The sequence below is a fragment of the Pseudomonas sp. DTU_2021_1001937_2_SI_NGA_ILE_001 genome, from assembly GCF_032463525.1.
GTDB lineage: Bacteria > Pseudomonadota > Gammaproteobacteria > Pseudomonadales > Pseudomonadaceae > Aquipseudomonas.
The window spans coordinates 381,628-398,784 of record NZ_CP135971.1; the positions used below are offsets into that span (position 1 = coordinate 381,628).

At 64.3% G+C, this 17,157-nt stretch carries 14 protein-coding genes; 8 read left to right on the forward strand and 6 right to left on the reverse strand.

Annotation, left to right across the window (positions count from 1 at the left end):
• Positions 1–109: 109 nt before the first annotated feature.
• A complete protein-coding gene (locus RRX38_RS01630; protein ID WP_315961218.1) occupies positions 110–490 on the forward strand; it encodes a RidA family protein in 381 nt (126 codons plus the stop codon).
• Positions 491–834: 344 nt separating this feature from the next.
• On the opposite strand, the gene RRX38_RS01635 is transcribed toward RRX38_RS01630, so the two are convergent.
• From RRX38_RS01635 to RRX38_RS01650, 4 genes are all read right to left on the reverse strand, one after another.
• Positions 835–3,225, reverse strand: a complete 2,391-nt coding sequence (locus RRX38_RS01635; RefSeq protein WP_315961219.1) for a response regulator — start codon at positions 3,223–3,225, stop codon at positions 835–837.
• 10 nt (positions 3,226–3,235) lie between these two features.
• On the reverse strand, positions 3,236–3,697 hold the full coding sequence (locus RRX38_RS01640; protein WP_295473368.1) for a response regulator: 462 nt from the start codon (positions 3,695–3,697) through the stop codon (positions 3,236–3,238).
• Positions 3,698–3,710: 13 nt separating this feature from the next.
• A complete protein-coding gene (locus RRX38_RS01645; protein WP_315961220.1) occupies positions 3,711–5,960 on the reverse strand; it encodes an ATP-binding protein in 2,250 nt (749 codons plus the stop codon).
• Between the two features lie 185 nt (positions 5,961–6,145).
• Positions 6,146–6,976 (reverse strand): AraC family transcriptional regulator, encoded by an 831-nt coding sequence (locus RRX38_RS01650; RefSeq protein ID WP_315961221.1) that lies wholly within the window; start codon positions 6,974–6,976, stop codon positions 6,146–6,148.
• A gap of 132 nt (positions 6,977–7,108) precedes the next feature.
• Here RRX38_RS01650 and RRX38_RS01655 point away from each other — a divergent pair, with 132 nt between their 5' ends.
• From RRX38_RS01655 to RRX38_RS01685, 7 genes are all read left to right on the forward strand, one after another.
• Complete coding sequence (locus tag RRX38_RS01655) at positions 7,109–7,834, forward strand: serine O-acetyltransferase (protein WP_315961222.1); 726 nt, start codon at positions 7,109–7,111, stop codon at positions 7,832–7,834.
• Positions 7,828–8,745, forward strand: a complete 918-nt coding sequence (locus tag RRX38_RS01660) for a PLP-dependent cysteine synthase family protein (RefSeq protein WP_295473377.1) — start codon at positions 7,828–7,830, stop codon at positions 8,743–8,745. Before RRX38_RS01655 ends, RRX38_RS01660 begins: the two co-directional genes overlap by 7 nt.
• Positions 8,735–9,577: a class I SAM-dependent methyltransferase gene (locus RRX38_RS01665; protein ID WP_315961223.1), complete on the forward strand. Its 843-nt coding sequence runs from the start codon at positions 8,735–8,737 to the stop codon at positions 9,575–9,577. Before RRX38_RS01660 ends, RRX38_RS01665 begins: the two co-directional genes overlap by 11 nt.
• Before the next feature lie 61 nt (positions 9,578–9,638).
• On the forward strand, positions 9,639–10,373 hold the full coding sequence (locus RRX38_RS01670) for an AzlC family ABC transporter permease (protein WP_315961224.1): 735 nt from the start codon (positions 9,639–9,641) through the stop codon (positions 10,371–10,373).
• Positions 10,370–10,687 carry an AzlD domain-containing protein gene (locus tag RRX38_RS01675; protein WP_315961225.1) on the forward strand — a complete coding sequence of 106 codons (318 nt, stop codon included), beginning with the start codon at positions 10,370–10,372 and terminating at the stop codon, positions 10,685–10,687. Before RRX38_RS01670 ends, RRX38_RS01675 begins: the two co-directional genes overlap by 4 nt.
• A 231-nt stretch (positions 10,688–10,918) precedes the next feature.
• Positions 10,919–14,977: a CHASE domain-containing protein gene (locus tag RRX38_RS01680; RefSeq protein WP_315961226.1), complete on the forward strand. Its 4,059-nt coding sequence runs from the start codon at positions 10,919–10,921 to the stop codon at positions 14,975–14,977.
• Between the two features lie 31 nt (positions 14,978–15,008).
• Positions 15,009–15,977 carry a diguanylate cyclase domain-containing protein gene (locus RRX38_RS01685; RefSeq protein ID WP_315961227.1) on the forward strand — a complete coding sequence of 323 codons (969 nt, stop codon included), beginning with the start codon at positions 15,009–15,011 and terminating at the stop codon, positions 15,975–15,977.
• Positions 15,978–15,998: 21 nt separating this feature from the next.
• Here RRX38_RS01685 and RRX38_RS01690 read toward each other — a convergent pair whose 3' ends face one another.
• Together RRX38_RS01690 and RRX38_RS01695 are read right to left on the reverse strand one after the other, a co-directional pair.
• Entirely contained in the window at positions 15,999–16,550 is a 552-nt protein-coding gene (locus RRX38_RS01690; protein ID WP_315961228.1) for an ATP-dependent Clp protease proteolytic subunit, read from the reverse strand.
• 226 nt (positions 16,551–16,776) lie between these two features.
• Positions 16,777–16,953, reverse strand: coding sequence for a general stress protein (locus tag RRX38_RS01695; RefSeq protein ID WP_315961229.1), 177 nt, complete (start codon positions 16,951–16,953; stop codon positions 16,777–16,779).
• Between the last annotated feature and the right edge of the window lie 204 nt (positions 16,954–17,157).

Sequence of the window (17,157 nt, forward strand, 5' to 3'; positions counted from 1 at the left end):
TGTTCCGTAGGGCTGGACAGGTGGAAGAGCGGTGTAGGCCGACGGCTTTGGTGGTCGGGCGATGAACGTTACACTGGTCGGCCTCCCCTCAACCAGACCCGAGGATTGCATGGCCAATCACGATATCGATTTCCTCCCCGATCCGGACCCCGAGTCCATCTCTTCCGACGTCGCCGGTTTTGGCGGCCTGCTGGTGTCCACGCAGATCCCCACCCGTGCCGATGGCAGCCTGGAGCTGGGTGACATCGTCGAGCAGAGCGAATGCACCCTGCAGGCGCTGAAAACGGCTCTGGAGAAGGCCGGCAGCGGCATGGACCGCGTGCTGCACCTGACCATCTATCTCACCGACATGGCCGACCGTGCGGCGTTCAACGAGGTCTATCAGCGTTTCTTCAGCAAACCCTGGCCGGTTCGCGCTGCCGTTGGCGTGGCGGCCCTGGCGGTGCCGGGCATGCGCGTGGAAGTGACGGCAATGGCCGCCCGCGTCTGAGCCTGCCCCACTGCGCCGGGTTCGGGTTTGCCCGGCGGGCAGACCGCCCTTGCTCGACGGCATTTGCAGGCCATTCGCTTTTGCCGCTGGTGACGGGCAGGACGCTTGCGCCGCGAAGGCATCCCGGCTAACGCCAATACTGGTCAGTTAGGCCGGGTAGCGGCTTCAGCCGCGAAGCGACCGCCTGTTCACAACAGATGCAGTGAGTTTCCTGGTGCTTTCGCGGCTAAAGCCGCTCCCACCGAGCCACATAACGACTAACCGAACAGTATTGCGGCTAACGCCGGTCCTGCCGGCCCCTGGATCGGAGCCGGACGGCACGGCTGGCTTTCGCAGCCAAGGCCTTAGACCGTGGACACCTGCGCCAGGCCAAGCATCTGGCCCAGGGCCTGGAACAGGCTGTCCGGATCGACCGGCTTCTGCAGCACCACGCTGCCCGGCAGTTCCAGGCCCTGCAGCTCGGCATAGCCGGTAAGGAACACCACCGGCAGCTGCGCTTGGCGCTCGCGGGCCGCCTGGGCCAGCTGGGCGCCGTTGAAGCCCGGCATGGCGAAGTCGGTGAGCAGCAGGTCGACCTGGTCATCGAGCAGGGCCAGGGCCTGTTCACCGCTGTTGGCCTTGCGCACCTGGTAGCCCTGCATCTGCAGCATCTCGCCGATCATGTCGCGGATCAGGTCTTCGTCGTCGACCACCAGGATGCAGCGGTCGTGCCCGCTGTCGGGCTGCGCGTGGGCCTGGGGCTTCGGATCTTCGACCGGCGAGGCCTGGCGCACCGCCGGCAGGTAGACGCTGACTTCCGTGCCGCGTCCCGGCTCGGTGTCGATGCGCACTCCGCCGCCGGACTGTTTGGCGAACCCGAACACCTGGGCCAGGCCCAGGCCAGAACCCTTGCCGATGTCCTTGGTGGTGAAGAAGGGCTCGAAGACCTTGGCCAGCACGTCCTGGCTCATGCCACAGCCGGTGTCGCGGATCGACAGCATCACGTAGTCGCCCGGTTCCGGGTCTTCCGGGCGCTGCGGGGCGTGACGGATGCGTGTGTTGTGGGTGCGCAGGATCAGCAGACCGCCGGTGGGCATCGCATCCCGGGCGTTGATCGCCAGGTTGAGAATGATCATCTCGGTCTGGGTGGGGTCGGTCAGTGCCTGCCAGAGCTGCGGATGCAGGTCGAGGCGCACCAGAATGCTGCCGCCCAGGGTGCGGCGCAGCAGTTCTTCCAGGCCGCCCAGGGTGTCGTTGAGGTTCAGCGGCACCGGCTCCAGGCGCTGACGTCGCGAGAAGGCCAGCAACTGCGAGGTCAGCTTGGCACCGCGCTCGCCAGCCTCGCGGATGTGCTTGAGGCGCTTGCGGGCCTTTTCCAGGTCATGGCGGTCCAGTTCGCGTTCCAGAAAACTGGCGCCGGTGAGGATCACCGTCAACAGGTTGTTGAAGTCGTGGGCCACGCCGGCGGTGAGCTGGCCGACCGCTTCGAGGCGCTGCATCTGCTGCAGCGCGGCCTCGATGCGTTCGCGCTCGGCAATCTGGTCGAGCAGCCGGGTATTGGCTTCGGCGAGGTTCTGCGTGGCCTCGCGCTCACTGGTGATGTCCCGCGCCACCACGTAGAGCAGGGTGTCTTCCGGCACCACCACCCAGGACAACCAGCGCTGCTGGCCGTTGGCGTGGCGGATGCGTCCGGTGATGCGCACACTGCCGCCGTTGCGCGCCAGGGTTTCCAGCTCGGCATTGAAGGCCAGGCGGTCGTCCGCCGGCAGCAGCTCCAGCAGCGAGATGTGCGTCATGACCTGGCGGCTGAAACCCAGGGCCTGTTCCCAGGCCGGGTTGAGGGCCACCGGGGTGAGGTCCTTGTTGAACACCCCCAGCAGATCGCGCGACAGCTCCCAGGCGCGGTCGCGCTCCCGGGTGCGTCGCTCGATGCGTTCACCGAGCATTTCGTTCAGCTGTTTGAGGGCCAGGGTGGCCTGGCGCTGCTGGTGGATGTCCTGCAGGACGCCGGAGAAGCGCACGCACTGGCCATCGATGAAACGTGCCTGGCCGCTGCTGAGCAGCCAGCGCGGCTCTTCAGCATTGATGCAGCGGAACTCGATCCGGTAGTGGCCATTGCCCTCGGGCGACATGGCGCGCTCCACGGCTTCACGGACCATCGGCAGGTCGTCAGGGTGGATGCCGTCGTAGAAGCGCTCAAGGGTCAGCACGGCGTCCGCCGGCAGGCCGAACAGCGCCTTGGAGCGGTCGTCCCACAGCAGTTGGCCGTCCAACGGGTGGAAGTCCCAGCTGCCCATGCCGGCGGCGTCGATGGCGATGCGTGCCCGCGCCTCGACTTCGGCCAAGGCCTCTTCGGCGCGGCGGCGGCGCTGGCGCTCCTGCACTTCGGTCAGGGCCCGGCGCACCGCTTTGGGCAGCAGCGAGAGGTTCTTCTTCAGCACGTAGTCGGTGGCGCCCAGGCGGATCATTTCCACCGCATGCTCTTCGCCGTAGATACCTGACAGGAAGATGAACGGCGTGTCCGGCGCCAGGCGCTGGGCGGTGAGTAACACGTCGGTGCCGGAGGAGCCGGGCAGTACGCAATCGCACAGGATCAGGTCGAAGTGCTGCTCCTGCAGCGCACGTTCGACGCCGAGATGATCGAACACCTGATGCGCCTGGATCAGCAGGCCGCTGCGCTCCAGGCGCATCAGAGTCAGTTCGGCATCCATCGAACTGTCTTCGACCATCAGCAGTTTCATGGGCTTGGAAAACATCCGGGCTCCGTCAGGAATTACGACGCCGATTCAGACGCAGGGAGCCGGGCGGAGGTTCATTCAGCACGGCCCAGAATACGCCGAGGTCGGAAATTGCCGCGACGAACTCCTTGAACTCCACGGGTTTGACCACGTAGGCATTGACCCCCAGCTCGTAGGCGCGCAGCAGGTCGGGCTCTTCGCGCGAGGAGGTCAGCATCACCGTCGGGATGCTGCGCAGCTCGGGGGTGTCGCGGACCACCTTGAGCACTTCCAGGCCGTCGACCTTGGGCAGCTTGAGGTCCAGCAGCAGGACTGCCGGGTTGCCGTCGTCACGCTCGGTGAAAGCATTGCGACGCAGCAGGTAGTCCAGGGCGTCGGCACCGTCACGCAGGACGATGACTTCGTTGGCCAACTGGCTGCGCTCCAGCGCGACGAGGGTCAACTCCAGGTCCCTGGGGTTGTCTTCGACCAACAGAATGGGTTTGAGCATGATTGGCAGTTTCTCAGCTGTGCAAAGGGTGTTGTGGGAGGGCGAAATAGAACGTCGCGCCTTGATCGATCTGGCCTTCGGCCCAGACCCGCCCGTCATGACGTTCGATGATGCGTTTGACGCTGGCCAGCCCGATGCCGGTGCCTTCGAAGTCCTCCATGCGATGCAGGCGCTGGAACACGCCGAACAGCTTGCTGGCGTAGGCCATGTCGAAGCCCACGCCGTTGTCGCGGATCCACACCACGGTTTCACTCTCGTCCTGGCGTGCACCGATCTCGATGCGCGCCGGCTGGCGACCGCGGGTGTACTTGAGGGCGTTGGCGATCAGGTTGTTGAGGGCCAGGTTGAGGAACGCCGGATCGGCGATCACTTTGGGCAGTGTAGCGACTTCCCAGACGATCTCACGCTCGCTGTAGTCGGGCCACAGGTCATTGCGGATGGTGCCGACCAGCGCATTGAGGTCGACGTCCGAAAGGCGCAGCGCCGAGCGGCCCATCTGCGAGAAGTTGAGCAGGTTGTCCACCAGGGTGCCAGCGAAGCGCGCGGCGTCCTCGATATGTCGCAGAAAGCGCTGGCCGCGTTCGGTCAGCGCGCTGCTTTCGATTTCGGTGAGCAGTTCGGTGTAGCCGGCGATATGCCGCAATGGCGCGCGCAGGTCGTGGGAGACGCTGTACGAAAATGCCTCAAGCTCCTTGTTGGAACGTTGCAGTTCGCCAGTCAGCTGGGCCATTTCCTCGGCCTTGCGCAACACGATGCCCAGCACGGCGGTACGCAGCTCACCCACGCCTTCGATGATCAGCGGGTTCCAGGGCGCCGAAAAGCCGCGCACTTCCTCGTGCCAGCGCTCGAAACTGTGGCGCGGGTTAAGGCTGCCCTGCGGCCCGATGTCTTTCTCCGGGCGACCGGCCCAGTTGACCGTACGGGTCTGCTCGCTGCGGAACCACACCAGATAATGCGAGTGGATCTGCGAAATCGCCACGGCCAGTACGCCTGCCACGTGTTTCGACAGCTCGGGCAGGTCCTCGATGTCGCGGCGTACGTTGTCACTGTGAAACACCGTTTCCTCGCCGCGCAGGCTCAACCAGTGCACCAGGGCATTGACCATCGATTCCGGAGGGGTGGCGCCCAGCAGGTCGCAGCGTTCGGCGGAAATGATCGCCGCGCCATTGGCATCGGCGAACTCCAGCAAGACCTCGGGCAGATCCAGCAGGCCGTTGCTGACGCTGTCGTGGTCGGCCATCGACGAGAGCATCTGCACGATGCGCTTGCGCAGGTCGAGCAGCCTGCGGGTCGTGGCGTGCGATTCGAGCGACTCGATCTGCAGCGACAGCACGCTACCGAGCAGTTCGCAGGCGGTACGGGTCTGGAAATCCACCGGGCGCGGCTGGTCGTGGTGGCAGGAAATCAGCCCCCACAAGCGGCCATCGACCACGATGGACAGCGACATCGACGCCAGGGTGCCCATGTTGCGCATGTACTGCAGGTGCACCGGCGACACGCTGCGCAGTGCGGCGAAGCTCATGTCCAGCGGTTTGCCGGTCAGCGGGTTGAGCGTCGGCACCAGCGGCGAAGGCTGGTAGTTGGCGTTCTGGATCAGGCGAATGCGGTTGATACGGTACAGCTCGCGGGCCTGGCGCGGGATGTCCGAGGCTGGAAAGCACAGGCCGAGGTAGCTGGGGTAACCGGCGTCGGCTTCTTCGGCGAGCACCAGGCCGTTGCCTTCGCTGTCGAAACGGTAGGCCTTGACCCGGCCGAAACCGGTGACTTGCTTGATCTGCTGCACCGAGCGCTGCAGCAGCTCTTCGATACTGTGCAGCTGCTGGATACCGCTGACGAAAGCGCGCACCAGCGGGTAGAAGTCGTTACGACCCTTGTCTGTCTCGCGTTGCGCCGGTTCGCATTCGGCGATCAGTACCTGGTCATGACGGTGTACCAGCAGGGTCATCAGCTGACCCGCCTGCGGGCCATGGCGCAACTGGACGTTACCGATATGGAACGGGAAGATCTCGGCGTCGGGCAGATAGCCCAGGTGATCACGCAGGTCGAAGTCCTGGTCCACCCAGTGGCTGAAGTCGCCGCCCAGCAGTTCCTGCGCGGGCACGCCCAGCCAGCTCTGCGCATTCTCACTGGCTTGCAGGATGGTCAGGCTCGACTCGTCCAGCACCAGCAGGAAGCCATGCGGCTGAATGCTGCCGGGAATCTGGATGGGTTCCTGGCTGCACAGCTCGATGGCTTGGTCGAGGGCGGGGTTCGCGGTCGGCAAGAGTAAATTCTCCTGTAGGGTCCGTTCTATCAAGGCCGGAAGTCTTGGCACAGGATTCAGTTACAGAAGGTATCAGAAAGTTGCCGTCCATGCTGCGTCCGTGCCGCCCCAGCAGAAAAAAGCCTGCCGGGTAGGGGCTTGAACCCGTGATGGCCCGCCAGCGGGCAGAGCGGTGACTCGTTTGTCTAGCGGCAGGCCTCTGCGAAGCGCCCGGGCGTCACGCCAAAGCTGGCCCGGAAGCGGTTGGTGAAATGGCTCTGGTCGAAAAAGCCCACGCTGATGGCTGTTTGTGCGGCGCTCATGCCTTTGGCGAGACGGTCCTTGGCCGCCTGCAGACGTACCTGGGTGATGTAGGCGTGCACCGTCATGCCGGTCTGGCGGCGGAACGAGCGCATGAAATGATACTCGCTGAGTCCCACCGCACTGGCCACCTGTGAGATCGACAAACGCTCGTCGAAACAGGACTGGATCAGGTCTTGCGCGCGGCGCACGTCCGCCGCCGGGGCTTCGCGCAGCGTGCGACCGCGGGCGCACTGGCCGTAGCGGCGGATCAGCGCCGCGAATGCTTCGAGCATCGCGCTCTGACGTTCCAGCGGGTCGGGGGAGGTCTCGATGACGCCGTGGGCCAGGGTCAGCTGGCGCGCCAGCAGCGGATTGTCGTGCAGGGCCGCACGACCGAGGTCCAGCCCTGTTGCCGGGGCGTCGAAGACGTCCGCCGCGACCGCTTCGAGGACCTGCGGCTGCGGGTAGAAGGCCCGGTAGGCCCATTGCCCGACGTCCTTGGCCGCCTCGCCGGTATGCACTTGGCCGGGCTGGATGATCATGACCGTGCCGGGTATCGCGACGCCCGTGTGCTTCTCGATGCTATGCCGCTGGGCACCGCCTTCGAAGGCGGCGATGACGAATTCGTCGTGGGAGTGGGCCGGGTAGCGATGTGAGCAGCACACCGCACGCAGCAATTCCATGCCGTCGCTCAGATCGCTGTCGCGCCATAGCCGGATGTGTTCGGCGTTCATCGATCCGTTCCCGTGGTCGGGTGGTGCGGAGTTCGGTCGCGTGTCCATGCGCAGGATTTTCCAATACCGGTCTTTTTGGTCCGGTTAGTCTGAAAGCTCATTGGGTATTCGGGGGGCAGACGAGTGAACGTCATGCAGTCAGATAAACACCTTGCGTTCGTCTATAACGGAAATTCCGTCAGGGAGCAACTCGCCAGACTGGTCGCCATTGCCTTGCAATTGAGCGAACTCGAGCTGGTAGAAACGGACCGGCAAGCGATTTATTCAGCTGTCATCGACCGCGCCGAGGAGGATCTGCTGGCCGCCCGCAAGCGCGATCCCGCCTCACGTTTCAAACCGCTGGAGTGCCACCTGTCGGTGCATTCGGCGTTTTTCGCGGTGCTTTGCTATCGGGTGGGCCATGTGCTGATCGGTGCTGCAGAGGCGCCCACGGCGCATGTGATTGCCGCCATGCGCCTCGGGTTCGTGGCCCGCAGCCTGACCGGCATCGACATCCATCCCGAGGCGCGGCTGGGCCGGCGCTTCGTGATCGACCACGGCTATGGCACGGTGATCGGCCAGACCGTAGAGGTCGGTGACGATGCCTACCTGCTCAACGGCATCGTCCTGGGTGGACGCCGGATCGGTGATGCGCCGAACGGCAAGCGCCATCCAACCCTGGGCCATCGGGTGCAGATCGCGGCCAATTCGAAGATCCTCGGCCCGGTGAACATTGGCGATGACGTGATCATCGGTTCCGATGTGACCATCACCGAAGATATCGACGCGCAACAACATGTATTCATCAAGCGTGAGCGGCCGGCGATTCAGCGTCGGTCGCTGGCGCTCGCTGCCCGAGGGAAGTGTGAGCAATGCTGACGGACTTGCAGAACCGCAGGACGCCGCTCATTCGAGCGGGGAACGTCTATGCCAAGCTGGAAATGTTCAACCGTGCCGGTAGCCACAAGGCCCGCGCCGCCGAGGCGGTGGTGCGCCAGGCCATTGCGGCGGGGCACCTGCAGCCCGGCGGGCGGCGCCGCATCCTGGAAAAGAGCGGTGGCAACTTTGGCATAGGCCTGGCTTTCGAGGCGCGAAAGTTCGATATCGGTGTCGACCTGGTCGTGGGCCTGTCGTTCTCGCGGGTCAAGATGGCCCTGTGCGAGGAATACGGTGCGCGTCTGGTCGGGCGGGACATGCTGCTGGCCGGCGCACAGCCGCGCGAAGTGATCGAGACCTTGCTGCGCGAGCAGCCGGATGACTACTTCTATACCGACCAGTTTTCCAACCCGGCCAATCTGGCCGCGCACTTCGACGGTACCGGCCCGGAACTGCTGGCCCAGCTGCTGCCGCTGGGAGCCCTGGACCGCCCGGTGATGCTCATCGTCGCCGCCGGAACCGGGGCCAGCGCCGCCGGTATTTCGCGGCGCCTAAAGGCCGCCTTGCCGGACGTGACGGTGGTGCTCAACGAGCCGCAGCAATGCTGCTATGTCGAAGGGGTGTTCGGTGACCATGCGCAGAAGGGCACGGCGGTCGGCGTGCGCCCGCCGTTTCTCGATCTGGCCATGGTCGACCATATCGAAAAAGTCAGTGATGCCGAGGCACGCGAAGGCCAGCGCCTGTTCGCGGCGGCCACCGGCCTGTATCCGGGCCCCTCGTCGGGCGCCAACTATTTCCTGGCGCAGCGCTGGGCTGACGCCTACCCCGATTATCTGGTTGTGACCCTCATCTACGACGCCGGCGAAGGCTATCTGGAAGCCTTGCCCGAGCAGGAGATTCGCCATGCAAGCTAGTTCTGTCAAAGCCCGCACTGCGTTCGAGCAGTTCGAATACGACGGTTGGGAGAAGGTCGCCAGCGCCTACCATGCCGCCTGGGGGCATACCACCAGCCCGTTCATCGAGCCGATGCTGGAAAAGGCCGGCCTGTTCCCCGGCGCCCAGGTGCTGGATGTCGCCACCGGGCCAGGCTATGGCGCCGGTCTGGCGGCGGCGGCTGGCGCCAGCGTGGTCGCGGTCGACTTCAGTGAAGCCATGCTCGAGCATGCCCGCCAGCTGCATCCGCAGATCGATTTTCAGTTCGGCGATGTGCACGCCTTGCCCTTCGAGCACGAGAGCTTCGATGCAGTGTTCTCGAACTTCGGCGTGCAGCACTTTTCCGATCCGCAGCGCGCCTTTGCCGAGGTGGCGCGGGTGTTGCGGGCCAACGGCACCTGGGCCTTCACCCTGTGGGCGCCCGACTCGCTCAACAAGGCCGGTGATGTGCTTAACAAGGCGCTGGACGAGCATGCCCAAGTGGCCTCGCCGGTTCCTCCAGGGCCGGCCTATCACGAACTGGACAACTTCTCCTCGCTGGTGCGGCTGCTGGAGCAGGCCGGTTTCGACAAGGGCTCGGTGACCCGCAAGCTGGTCCAGCACACCTGGCTGATGCGCGACCCGGCCGAGCTGTTCAATTCCGAGCGGGTCGGCTCGGTGCGCTCCGGAGCGCGCCTGCGCGAGCAGCCAGCGGCGGTCCAGGCACGCATCGGCCAGGCCATGACCGAGTCGATCCGTCTCGATTATCGCCACGGTGACGGCTTCGGCCTGCCGATGGCCGCTTATGTGGTGTCGGCGACACGACGCGCCTGACGCAGCCTGCATCTGCCCGTTGCCTGACGGGCAGCTGCCTCATGACAACAGGGATCGGACCATGACAGCCACCCATACCGCCGCCATCAGGCGTTCGGCCTTCATCGACGGGGCGATTGCCTGCGGCCCTACCATTCTCGGCTATTGGAGCATCGGCTTTGCCGCTGGCGCCATTGGTGCCATCTCCGGCTTCAGCCCAGGCGAGGTGACCCTGCTGGCGATGCTGCTCTATGCCGGCTCGGCACAGTTTCTCTTCTATTCCATGTGGATCGGCGGTGCGGGCAGCCTGGCCATTGTCCTGGCGGTGCTGCTGGTCAATATCCGCTACCTGCTGATGAGTTCTTACCTGGCGCGCTATTTCAACGGCCTGAGCCGTTGGCAGAAGTTCGTCAGCGGCATGCTGCTCACCGATGAAACCTTCGGCGTGGCAGCCCAGCAGGCGGCCCGCCAGGAGAAGATTCCGTTCTGGTGGATGTTCGGCCTCAACGGCGCGGCCTACCTCAACTGGATCGTCGCCAACGTGCTGGGCGCCGTTTTCGCCCGTTCGATCCCCGAAGTCTTTGCGCACCGTTTGGGGTTCAGCCTGACGGCGATGTTCATCGGCCTGATCGTGCTGACCTGGTCGGCCAGCCGGCACCGCAAGCTGGAGATCGTGGCGATGCTGATTTCCGCTGCGGTGATCCTGGCCAGTCTGGGCTTCATTGACGTCAACCTCTCGCTGCTGCTGGCCACCGCAGTGGCTGCGACCGTCTGCGCCGCGTTGCTGCGTGTGTTTCCTGCGGAGGGCAGGGCATGATCGCTGACCCCTTTTTGCTGACAGTGATTGCCTGTGCGGCACTGACCATCGCCGTGCGCGCCTTGCCCATTGTGTTCCTGGCCGGCGTGTCGCTGCCGCGCTTCGCCCTCGACTGGCTGGGCTTCGTGCCCTGCGCGATCATGGTCGCCATCGTGGTCCTTGAACTGGCTGGGCATGCCGACAAGCCGGGTGGCCTGCTGCCGGCGCTGCTGGCGAGTCTGGTCGCGACGGCGTTGGCCCTGGTCAGCCGTAGTCTGTTCGCCACTGTATTAGGTGGGGTGGGTTTCTACCTGGCGTGGTTTCTGATCGGCTGACGAACAGGGCTTACCCAGGCAAGGCACTTTGATATTGTTTTGCCGGTGATGGAGGTGTGTGTACTGGCGCGCCGGGTAAGACAATCTACGCTAGAGATCAAACACGTGATCAGCGCCATATAGCCCCAATCCTGTTCGCGTATCAGGCCCGACAGGCGGGCGACAGGGACTTGACCCGGCAGCGCGGACAGTGGCCATGAAGGGCCATGCAGGCAAGGGAGCATGCAGTGGATGAAGACCAATTCGCTCAAGTGGCTGTGTGGCTGGACGTCGCTGGTCCTGCTGGCGGGGCTGGCGCTTAGCTGGTTCGCCAGCCATGAGCAGGCCAAGGCCATCGAGCGTTATGTGATGATGGCGCTCAAGGATGCCGGGCAGGGCATCGCCGACGATCTGCAGACCCGCCTGAGGGTCTATGAATACCGCTTGCGCGGGTTGCGCGGCGCGATCCACATGATGAACCCGGAGGACATAAGCGGCAGCCAGATGAGCCGCTACAGCCAGGGCCGCAACATCGAGAAAGAGTATCCGGGGGCCAGTGGCTTCGGTTTCATCCGTCGTGTGCCACAGAACAAGGAGGGAGACTTCCTGCGCGCCGTACGCGCCGATGGTCGGCCGGATTTTGCCCTCAGCCGTTTCAGTGCCCATCAGGGTGACCGCTACATCATCCAGTTCATCGACCCTTCCGTACGCAACATCCAGGCTCTGGGTCTGGATATCGCCTCTGAGCCGCGTCGTCGCGATGCTGCCATCCAGGCCATGCGCAGCGGCCAGGCAACACTTTCGGCGCCGATCACCCTGCAACAGAGCAATGAAGAGCGTCTGCGGGCGTTCCTGTTCCTGTTGCCGGTTTACAGCACGCCGGAAACGCCGCCCGACGTTGCACAGCGCGAGGCGTCCGCCATCGGCTGGACCTACGCGCCGCTGGCCATGAGCGAGGTCATGGCCAGCCTCGATCCCGCCAATCATCGCCTGCACCTGACCCTGTACGACGTCAGCGATGGTCGGCAACTGATCTATCAGACCCATGACGATGAACCGGAGCCGGAAGTCGTCCAGGTGTACGCTTTCGAACGCGAGATCTATGGCCGGGTATGGCGCATGGAGGTCGGGGCCCATCCCATGTTCATCGCCGCCCTGGACCTGGTACCCCCGGCCCGGGTGTTTTTCATTGGCATGCTGGCCACGCTGCTGCTGACCGCAATGGTCGGCAACCTGATGCTGTCACGCCTGCGCAAGCACGAGGTGATCGCCGGTCAGGCACGTCTGGCCACCATCGTCGAGAACTCCAGCGATGCAATCATCGGTGAAGCCCTGGATGGGCGGATCATCACCTGGAACCGCGCCGCCGAGCAGATGTTCGGTTACACCGAGGACGAGGTGCTGGGTCGCCCGTTGGCGCCCTTGCTGGTGCCATTGTCACGGGTGCACGAGGATGAACAGCTGCTCGAACGCGTGGCGCGTGGCGAGCGCGGCTCGACCCTGGAAACCCAGCGCTTGCACAAGGAAGGCCGGTTGATCGACGTGACCATCACCTGCAGCCTGATCCGCGAGGCGGACGGCAGCATTCTTGGCGCGGCAAAAATGATGCACGACATCACCGACCGCAAGCGCGTCGAGCGCTACCTGATGGAGTTCAATGCCGAACTGGAACAACAGGTCAACGAACGCACCGCCGAACTGACACGGGTGGCCGGTTTGCTGCAGGCGGTACTCGATGCGTCTTCGGAAGTCTCCATCATCGCCACCGATACCGAGGGGCGCGTCGTGGTGTTCAACCGCGGCGCGGAATTGCTGCTTGGCTATTCGAACCAGGAGATCGTCGGGCAGAAAACCGCCGTAGGGTTCCACCTGCGTGCCGAGATGGATGCTCGTTCGCTGGAACTGAGCCGCGAATACGGCATCCTCATCGAGGGCGTCGACGTATTCACCTTCAAGGCCCAGCTGGAAGGCGCGGAAACCCGCCAGTGGACCTACGTGCGCAAGGACGGCTCGCACGTCCAGGTGTCGATGGTGATCACTCCGATCCGTACCGAAGCGGGCGAGATCATTGGCCATCTGGCCATTGCCCAGGACATCACCGAGCGCCTGCGCCATAGCGCCGAACTCAATGATGCCAAGTCCATCGCCGAAGCCGCCAACGCCGCCAAGAGCCTGTTCCTGGCCAACATGAGCCATGAGATCCGCACCCCGATGAACGCGGTGATAGGCATCGCCCACCTGTTGCAGAACACCCCCTTGAACGAGCAGCAGCGGCAGCTGCTGACCAAGCTGCAGATCGCCGGACGCACGCTGCTGGGCATCATCAACGACATCCTCGACATCGCCAAGATCGAAGCGGGCGAGATGCGCCTGGAAAGCAACCCCTTCAGCCCCCGGCAACTGCTCGGCGAGCTTAACGAGCTGTTTACCTCCCAGGCCCAGGAAAAGGGCCTGCGTTTTTCCGTCAAGGGCGCGGGGCAACTGCCGAACCTGCTGATTGGCGATGCCTTGCGGGTCAACCAGATCCTCATGAACCTGGTGGGCAATGCCCTCAAGTTCACCACCCAGGGCGGCGTCGAGGTGAGCGCCAGCCGCGAGAGCGGTGATGCCGAGCACTGCTGGCTGCGTTTCAGCGTGCAGGACACCGGCTGTGGTATCGCCGCCGATGTGCTGGGTCAGCTGTTTTCGCCGTTCACCCAGGCCGACGCTTCCACAACACGCCGCTTCGGCGGCACCGGCCTGGGCCTGTCGGTGGTGCGTGGGCTGGCCGAGCAGATGGGCGGCGAAGTGGGTGTGCGCAGCGAATTGGGCATGGGCAGCGAGTTCTGGGTGCGCTTGCCGTTTCGCATCGGCCAGAGTGACGTGGAACCGGCTGTGCCGGGCAGCAACCTGGAAGTGCTGGTGCTCAGCGACAACGTGCAATCCTCCCAGGCCTTGCAACGCCTGTGCCGTGGCCTGGGCTGGCGGGTCTGCAGCCCGCCCGGTGAAGAAGCACTGCAACCCTTGCTCGACGAGCGTCGGCAACGCAGCGGCCCGCTGCCGGACGTCCTGTTGCTCGACTGGCAGCAGGTGCAGCCTGGTGAGCTGCAACGGGTTCGTGAAATCGCCGGCCTGCCGGTCATCCTGGTAACCCGCGTCGGTACAGAGCAGGCCGTCGCCGATCTGCCGGTCGACTGGCTGTTGCTCAAGCCACTGGACAGTTCGGCGCTGTTCAACGCCGTCAATGCTTGCATCGCCCGGTGCCAGGGCAGTACCGCGCGGGTCATCCAGGCGACCCGCCTGGACACCAGCGTGACCCGTTGGCTCAGCGGCCTGGAGCTGCTGCTGGTCGACGACAGCGAGATCAACCTGGAAGTGGCCAGCCTGCTGCTCGAGCAGCAGGGCGCCAAGGTGCATACCTGCACCAACGGGTTGCAGGCCCTGGAGCGTTTGCGCCAGGCGCCGGAGTTCTTCGATGCGGTGCTGATGGATGTGCAGATGCCGGAGATGGACGGCTACGAAGCCACTCGGCGCTTGCGCGGCGACCTGGGCCTGACCCGCCTGCCGGTACTGGCCTTGACCGCCGGGGCACTGGCCGAAGAGCGACGCCAGGCCGAGCAGGCCGGGATGGATGATTTCCTCACCAAGCCTCTGGATCCGGCGGCACTGATCCGCGCCATCCGCCAGGCGGTGGAGCGCGTGCGCGGTGTACCGCTGCAGGTCAGTCAGGTTCCGCAGTCGTCTGCGCAGGGCGGTGACTGGCCGCAGATCGACGGCATCGACAGTCAGGAAGTGGCCACCCGCCTGGGGCACGATGTGGAGCTGTTCCTGTCGTCCTTGAAACGCTTCTTCGCCGAGTTCGCCGGCTTCGGTGACGTATCGACCATCCAGCAGCGCGCCATCGGTGAGCCCATGGTGGTGGCGGCCGAGCTACACAAGCTGCGGGGTGTGGCGAACCTGCTGGGTGCCCGGGAACTGGGGCGCCTGGCGGCGCAGGCCGAGACGGCCCTGCGAGAGTCTGCCGATGCCGCGCCCAGCCTGCACGGATTGACCGAGGCTTATCATGAGCTGCGTGAACAGACTGCCGCGCTGCAGGTTTCCAGCCTGCCGGCGCCGCAAGCCGAGGCGGACCCGGAGACGGCCCGCGAAGCACTGGCCCGCCTGCGCGAGTCGCTTGGCCAGCGTGACCTCGCCGCCCTGGACCTGTTCGCCCTGGCCGCACCGGCGTTGCAGGCTTCAGCCGGTCGACCGCTGGTCGAACAGCTCTGGCAGGCCGTCGAGGGCCTCGAGTTCGAGCGTGCCCTGAATCTGCTCGAACGTGCCGATCTTTGAAGGGCAAACAGGGAATGGAGAAACAGACGTAATGGAACCGACCCCCAGCCTGCTGATCGTCGATGACGACATTTCCGCTATCCGGGTGCTGAGCAAAGTGTTGCAGGGCCTGGGGCAGATTCGCTTCGCCACCGGCGGCGAACAGGCATTGCGCATGATCCAGGAGCAGCGTCCCGACCTGATCCTGCTCGATGCCGAAATGCCGGGTATGAGCGGCTTCGAGGTGTGCCGAACCGTCAAGAGCGACCCGCTGCTGCAGGATGTGCCGGTGATCTTCATCACCAGCCATACCCAGACCCGCGTCGAGGAGCAGGGCCTGGCGCTGGGGGCGGTGGATTTCATTGGCAAGCCGGTGCAGCCGGCGATCGTCACTGCCCGGGTCAAGACCCATCTGCGCCTCAAAATGGCCATGGATCGTCTCAACCGCCTGGCACAGACCGACGGCCTGACCGGCCTGGCCAACCGCCGCCTGCTGGACGAGGCCATCGGGCGCGAATGGTCGCGGGCCAGGCGCAACCAGGGCGCCTTCTCGCTGTTGCTGCTGGATATCGACTATTTCAAGCGCTACAACGACCGCTACGGTCATTTACAGGGCGACGAGTGCCTGATTGCCGTGGCTCATGCACTCAAGGGCTGTGTGCATCGTTCTACTGACCTGGTGGCACGCTATGGTGGCGAGGAGTTCGTCATCCTGCTTCCGGATACGGGGGCCGAAGGCGCCCGCCAGATGGCGCAGGAGGTGGTCGAGACCGTCCAGGGGCTGGAGCGCGTGCACGAAGCCAGTGAGTATGGACGGGTGACGGTATCGGTGGGCGCGGCCAGCCTGGAAGCCGGGGTCAACTGCCCAGCCCGCTCGACACCGCCAGTGCCCCCCGAAACCATTGTGGTGGCGCTGCTCGCACAAGCCGACCGGGCGCTTTACCAGGCCAAGGATGGCGGGCGCAACACCAGTCGTTTCGTCGCCCTCACACCGCCGCTGCCCGGTGAGGCTGCAATGTGACGCCCGCTGGCACGCTGCCGTTCAGCTGTGCACGCAGTGAGTGACGTACTCGCCTTTTTGCAAAGGGCTCTGCACCTCGTGGATCACCCCGCAAAGCAGCGCTTGCTCCGGTTCGAGAATCCGTGGCGCGGCGGTCAGGTACTTTTCGGTTTCCAGCGGTTCCTGCGCGCCCTGGGTGCGCTCGGCCACGATGCGGCAGTACAGGTGCATGTCGAAGTCCAGGCTCATCGCGTATTCGGACATGCGTGAATGGTCCACGGCGCCGTTGAGGTGCCAGTGGAAGGGGTGAAACAGGAATTTGCTGTGCGGGCAGGCGGTGCGCTGTTCCCCCGCGAGGAAGATGACGTTGCCCATGGATTCCACAGTGCCCAGGTTATGGGTGTGTACCGGCATCGGCAGGCTCAGCAGAAAGTTGTAGAGGGTGAAGCCATAACTGCATTCGCCGCCCATCGTGGCGATGTTCAGTACCAGGCGTTCGGCGTTCTGCTGGGCGGCCTGGGAGGCTTTGTCGATCAGTTGCCCGCAGGTTGCGGAGTTGATGGGGGCGGTGAAATGGATAATGTGAATCGCCATGTTCGCTACCTCTTGAACGATGAGCGCGGATCGAACGAATTGCATACCCCGCAGCGTGGCGAGGAGGCTGTGCGGCGAAGGTGCTAGCGCTGCACGCCGACAGGGCGGAGCCACTCCACAGCAGGTTCTGCTTGACCACCCGCTGCCAGATCGGCCCCGCCCATGGCGCAGTGGTGTTCATGGGCGGATCATGGCCCAGGCTGCGCAGGTTTCAAACGGCAAGGGCTCAGGATTGGCGACCACCGCGGTGGCTGCCTTGTCCGCCTTTCTTGCCGGTTTCCGATGCCTTATCCCGGTCCTGGGACATATTGCCGCCCGAGGATTGACCGCCTTTCTTACCGGCTTGGGAAGCCTTCTCGCGGTCGTTGGCGAAGTTGCCGGGATTCTTGTTTCCTGTAGTCATGATAGCACTCCAATATTGGCTATGAGTTCCAACAGTTCACAAATGCCCGTTTCAATTAACGGACACTAGATCCGATAAGTGTCCGGTGTGGAATGTTTCTGGAATTGTTGTGTGGCCGGATGAATGGTAGTGGGGAAGTATCAGTGGCATGGAGAAAACTATAAAAACTCATATGAATCAGCGGGCTGCAAATGGAGTGATAAG

Bases quoted from the DNA above. Each gene is read 5' to 3' on its own strand.
- RRX38_RS01685 (WP_315961227.1), top strand. From the start codon at position 15,009: ATGGAACCGACCCCCAGCCTGCTGATCGTCGATGACGACATTTCCGCT.
- RRX38_RS01660 (WP_295473377.1), top strand. From the start codon at position 7,828: ATGCTGACGGACTTGCAGAACCGCAGGACGCCGCTCATTCGAGCGGGG.
- RRX38_RS01670 (WP_315961224.1), top strand. From the start codon at position 9,639: ATGACAGCCACCCATACCGCCGCCATCAGGCGTTCGGCCTTCATCGAC.
- RRX38_RS01690 (WP_315961228.1), bottom strand. From the start codon at position 16,550: ATGGCGATTCACATTATCCATTTCACCGCCCCCATCAACTCCGCAACC.
- RRX38_RS01665 (WP_315961223.1), top strand. From the start codon at position 8,735: ATGCAAGCTAGTTCTGTCAAAGCCCGCACTGCGTTCGAGCAGTTCGAA.
- RRX38_RS01630 (WP_315961218.1), top strand. From the start codon at position 110: ATGGCCAATCACGATATCGATTTCCTCCCCGATCCGGACCCCGAGTCC.
- RRX38_RS01680 (WP_315961226.1), top strand. From the start codon at position 10,919: ATGAAGACCAATTCGCTCAAGTGGCTGTGTGGCTGGACGTCGCTGGTC.
- RRX38_RS01635 (WP_315961219.1), bottom strand. From the start codon at position 3,225: ATGTTTTCCAAGCCCATGAAACTGCTGATGGTCGAAGACAGTTCGATG.
- RRX38_RS01655 (WP_315961222.1), top strand. From the start codon at position 7,109: ATGCAGTCAGATAAACACCTTGCGTTCGTCTATAACGGAAATTCCGTC.
- RRX38_RS01640 (WP_295473368.1), bottom strand. From the start codon at position 3,697: ATGCTCAAACCCATTCTGTTGGTCGAAGACAACCCCAGGGACCTGGAG.
- RRX38_RS01650 (WP_315961221.1), bottom strand. From the start codon at position 6,976: ATGAACGCCGAACACATCCGGCTATGGCGCGACAGCGATCTGAGCGAC.
- RRX38_RS01695 (WP_315961229.1), bottom strand. From the start codon at position 16,953: ATGACTACAGGAAACAAGAATCCCGGCAACTTCGCCAACGACCGCGAG.
- RRX38_RS01675 (WP_315961225.1), top strand. From the start codon at position 10,370: ATGATCGCTGACCCCTTTTTGCTGACAGTGATTGCCTGTGCGGCACTG.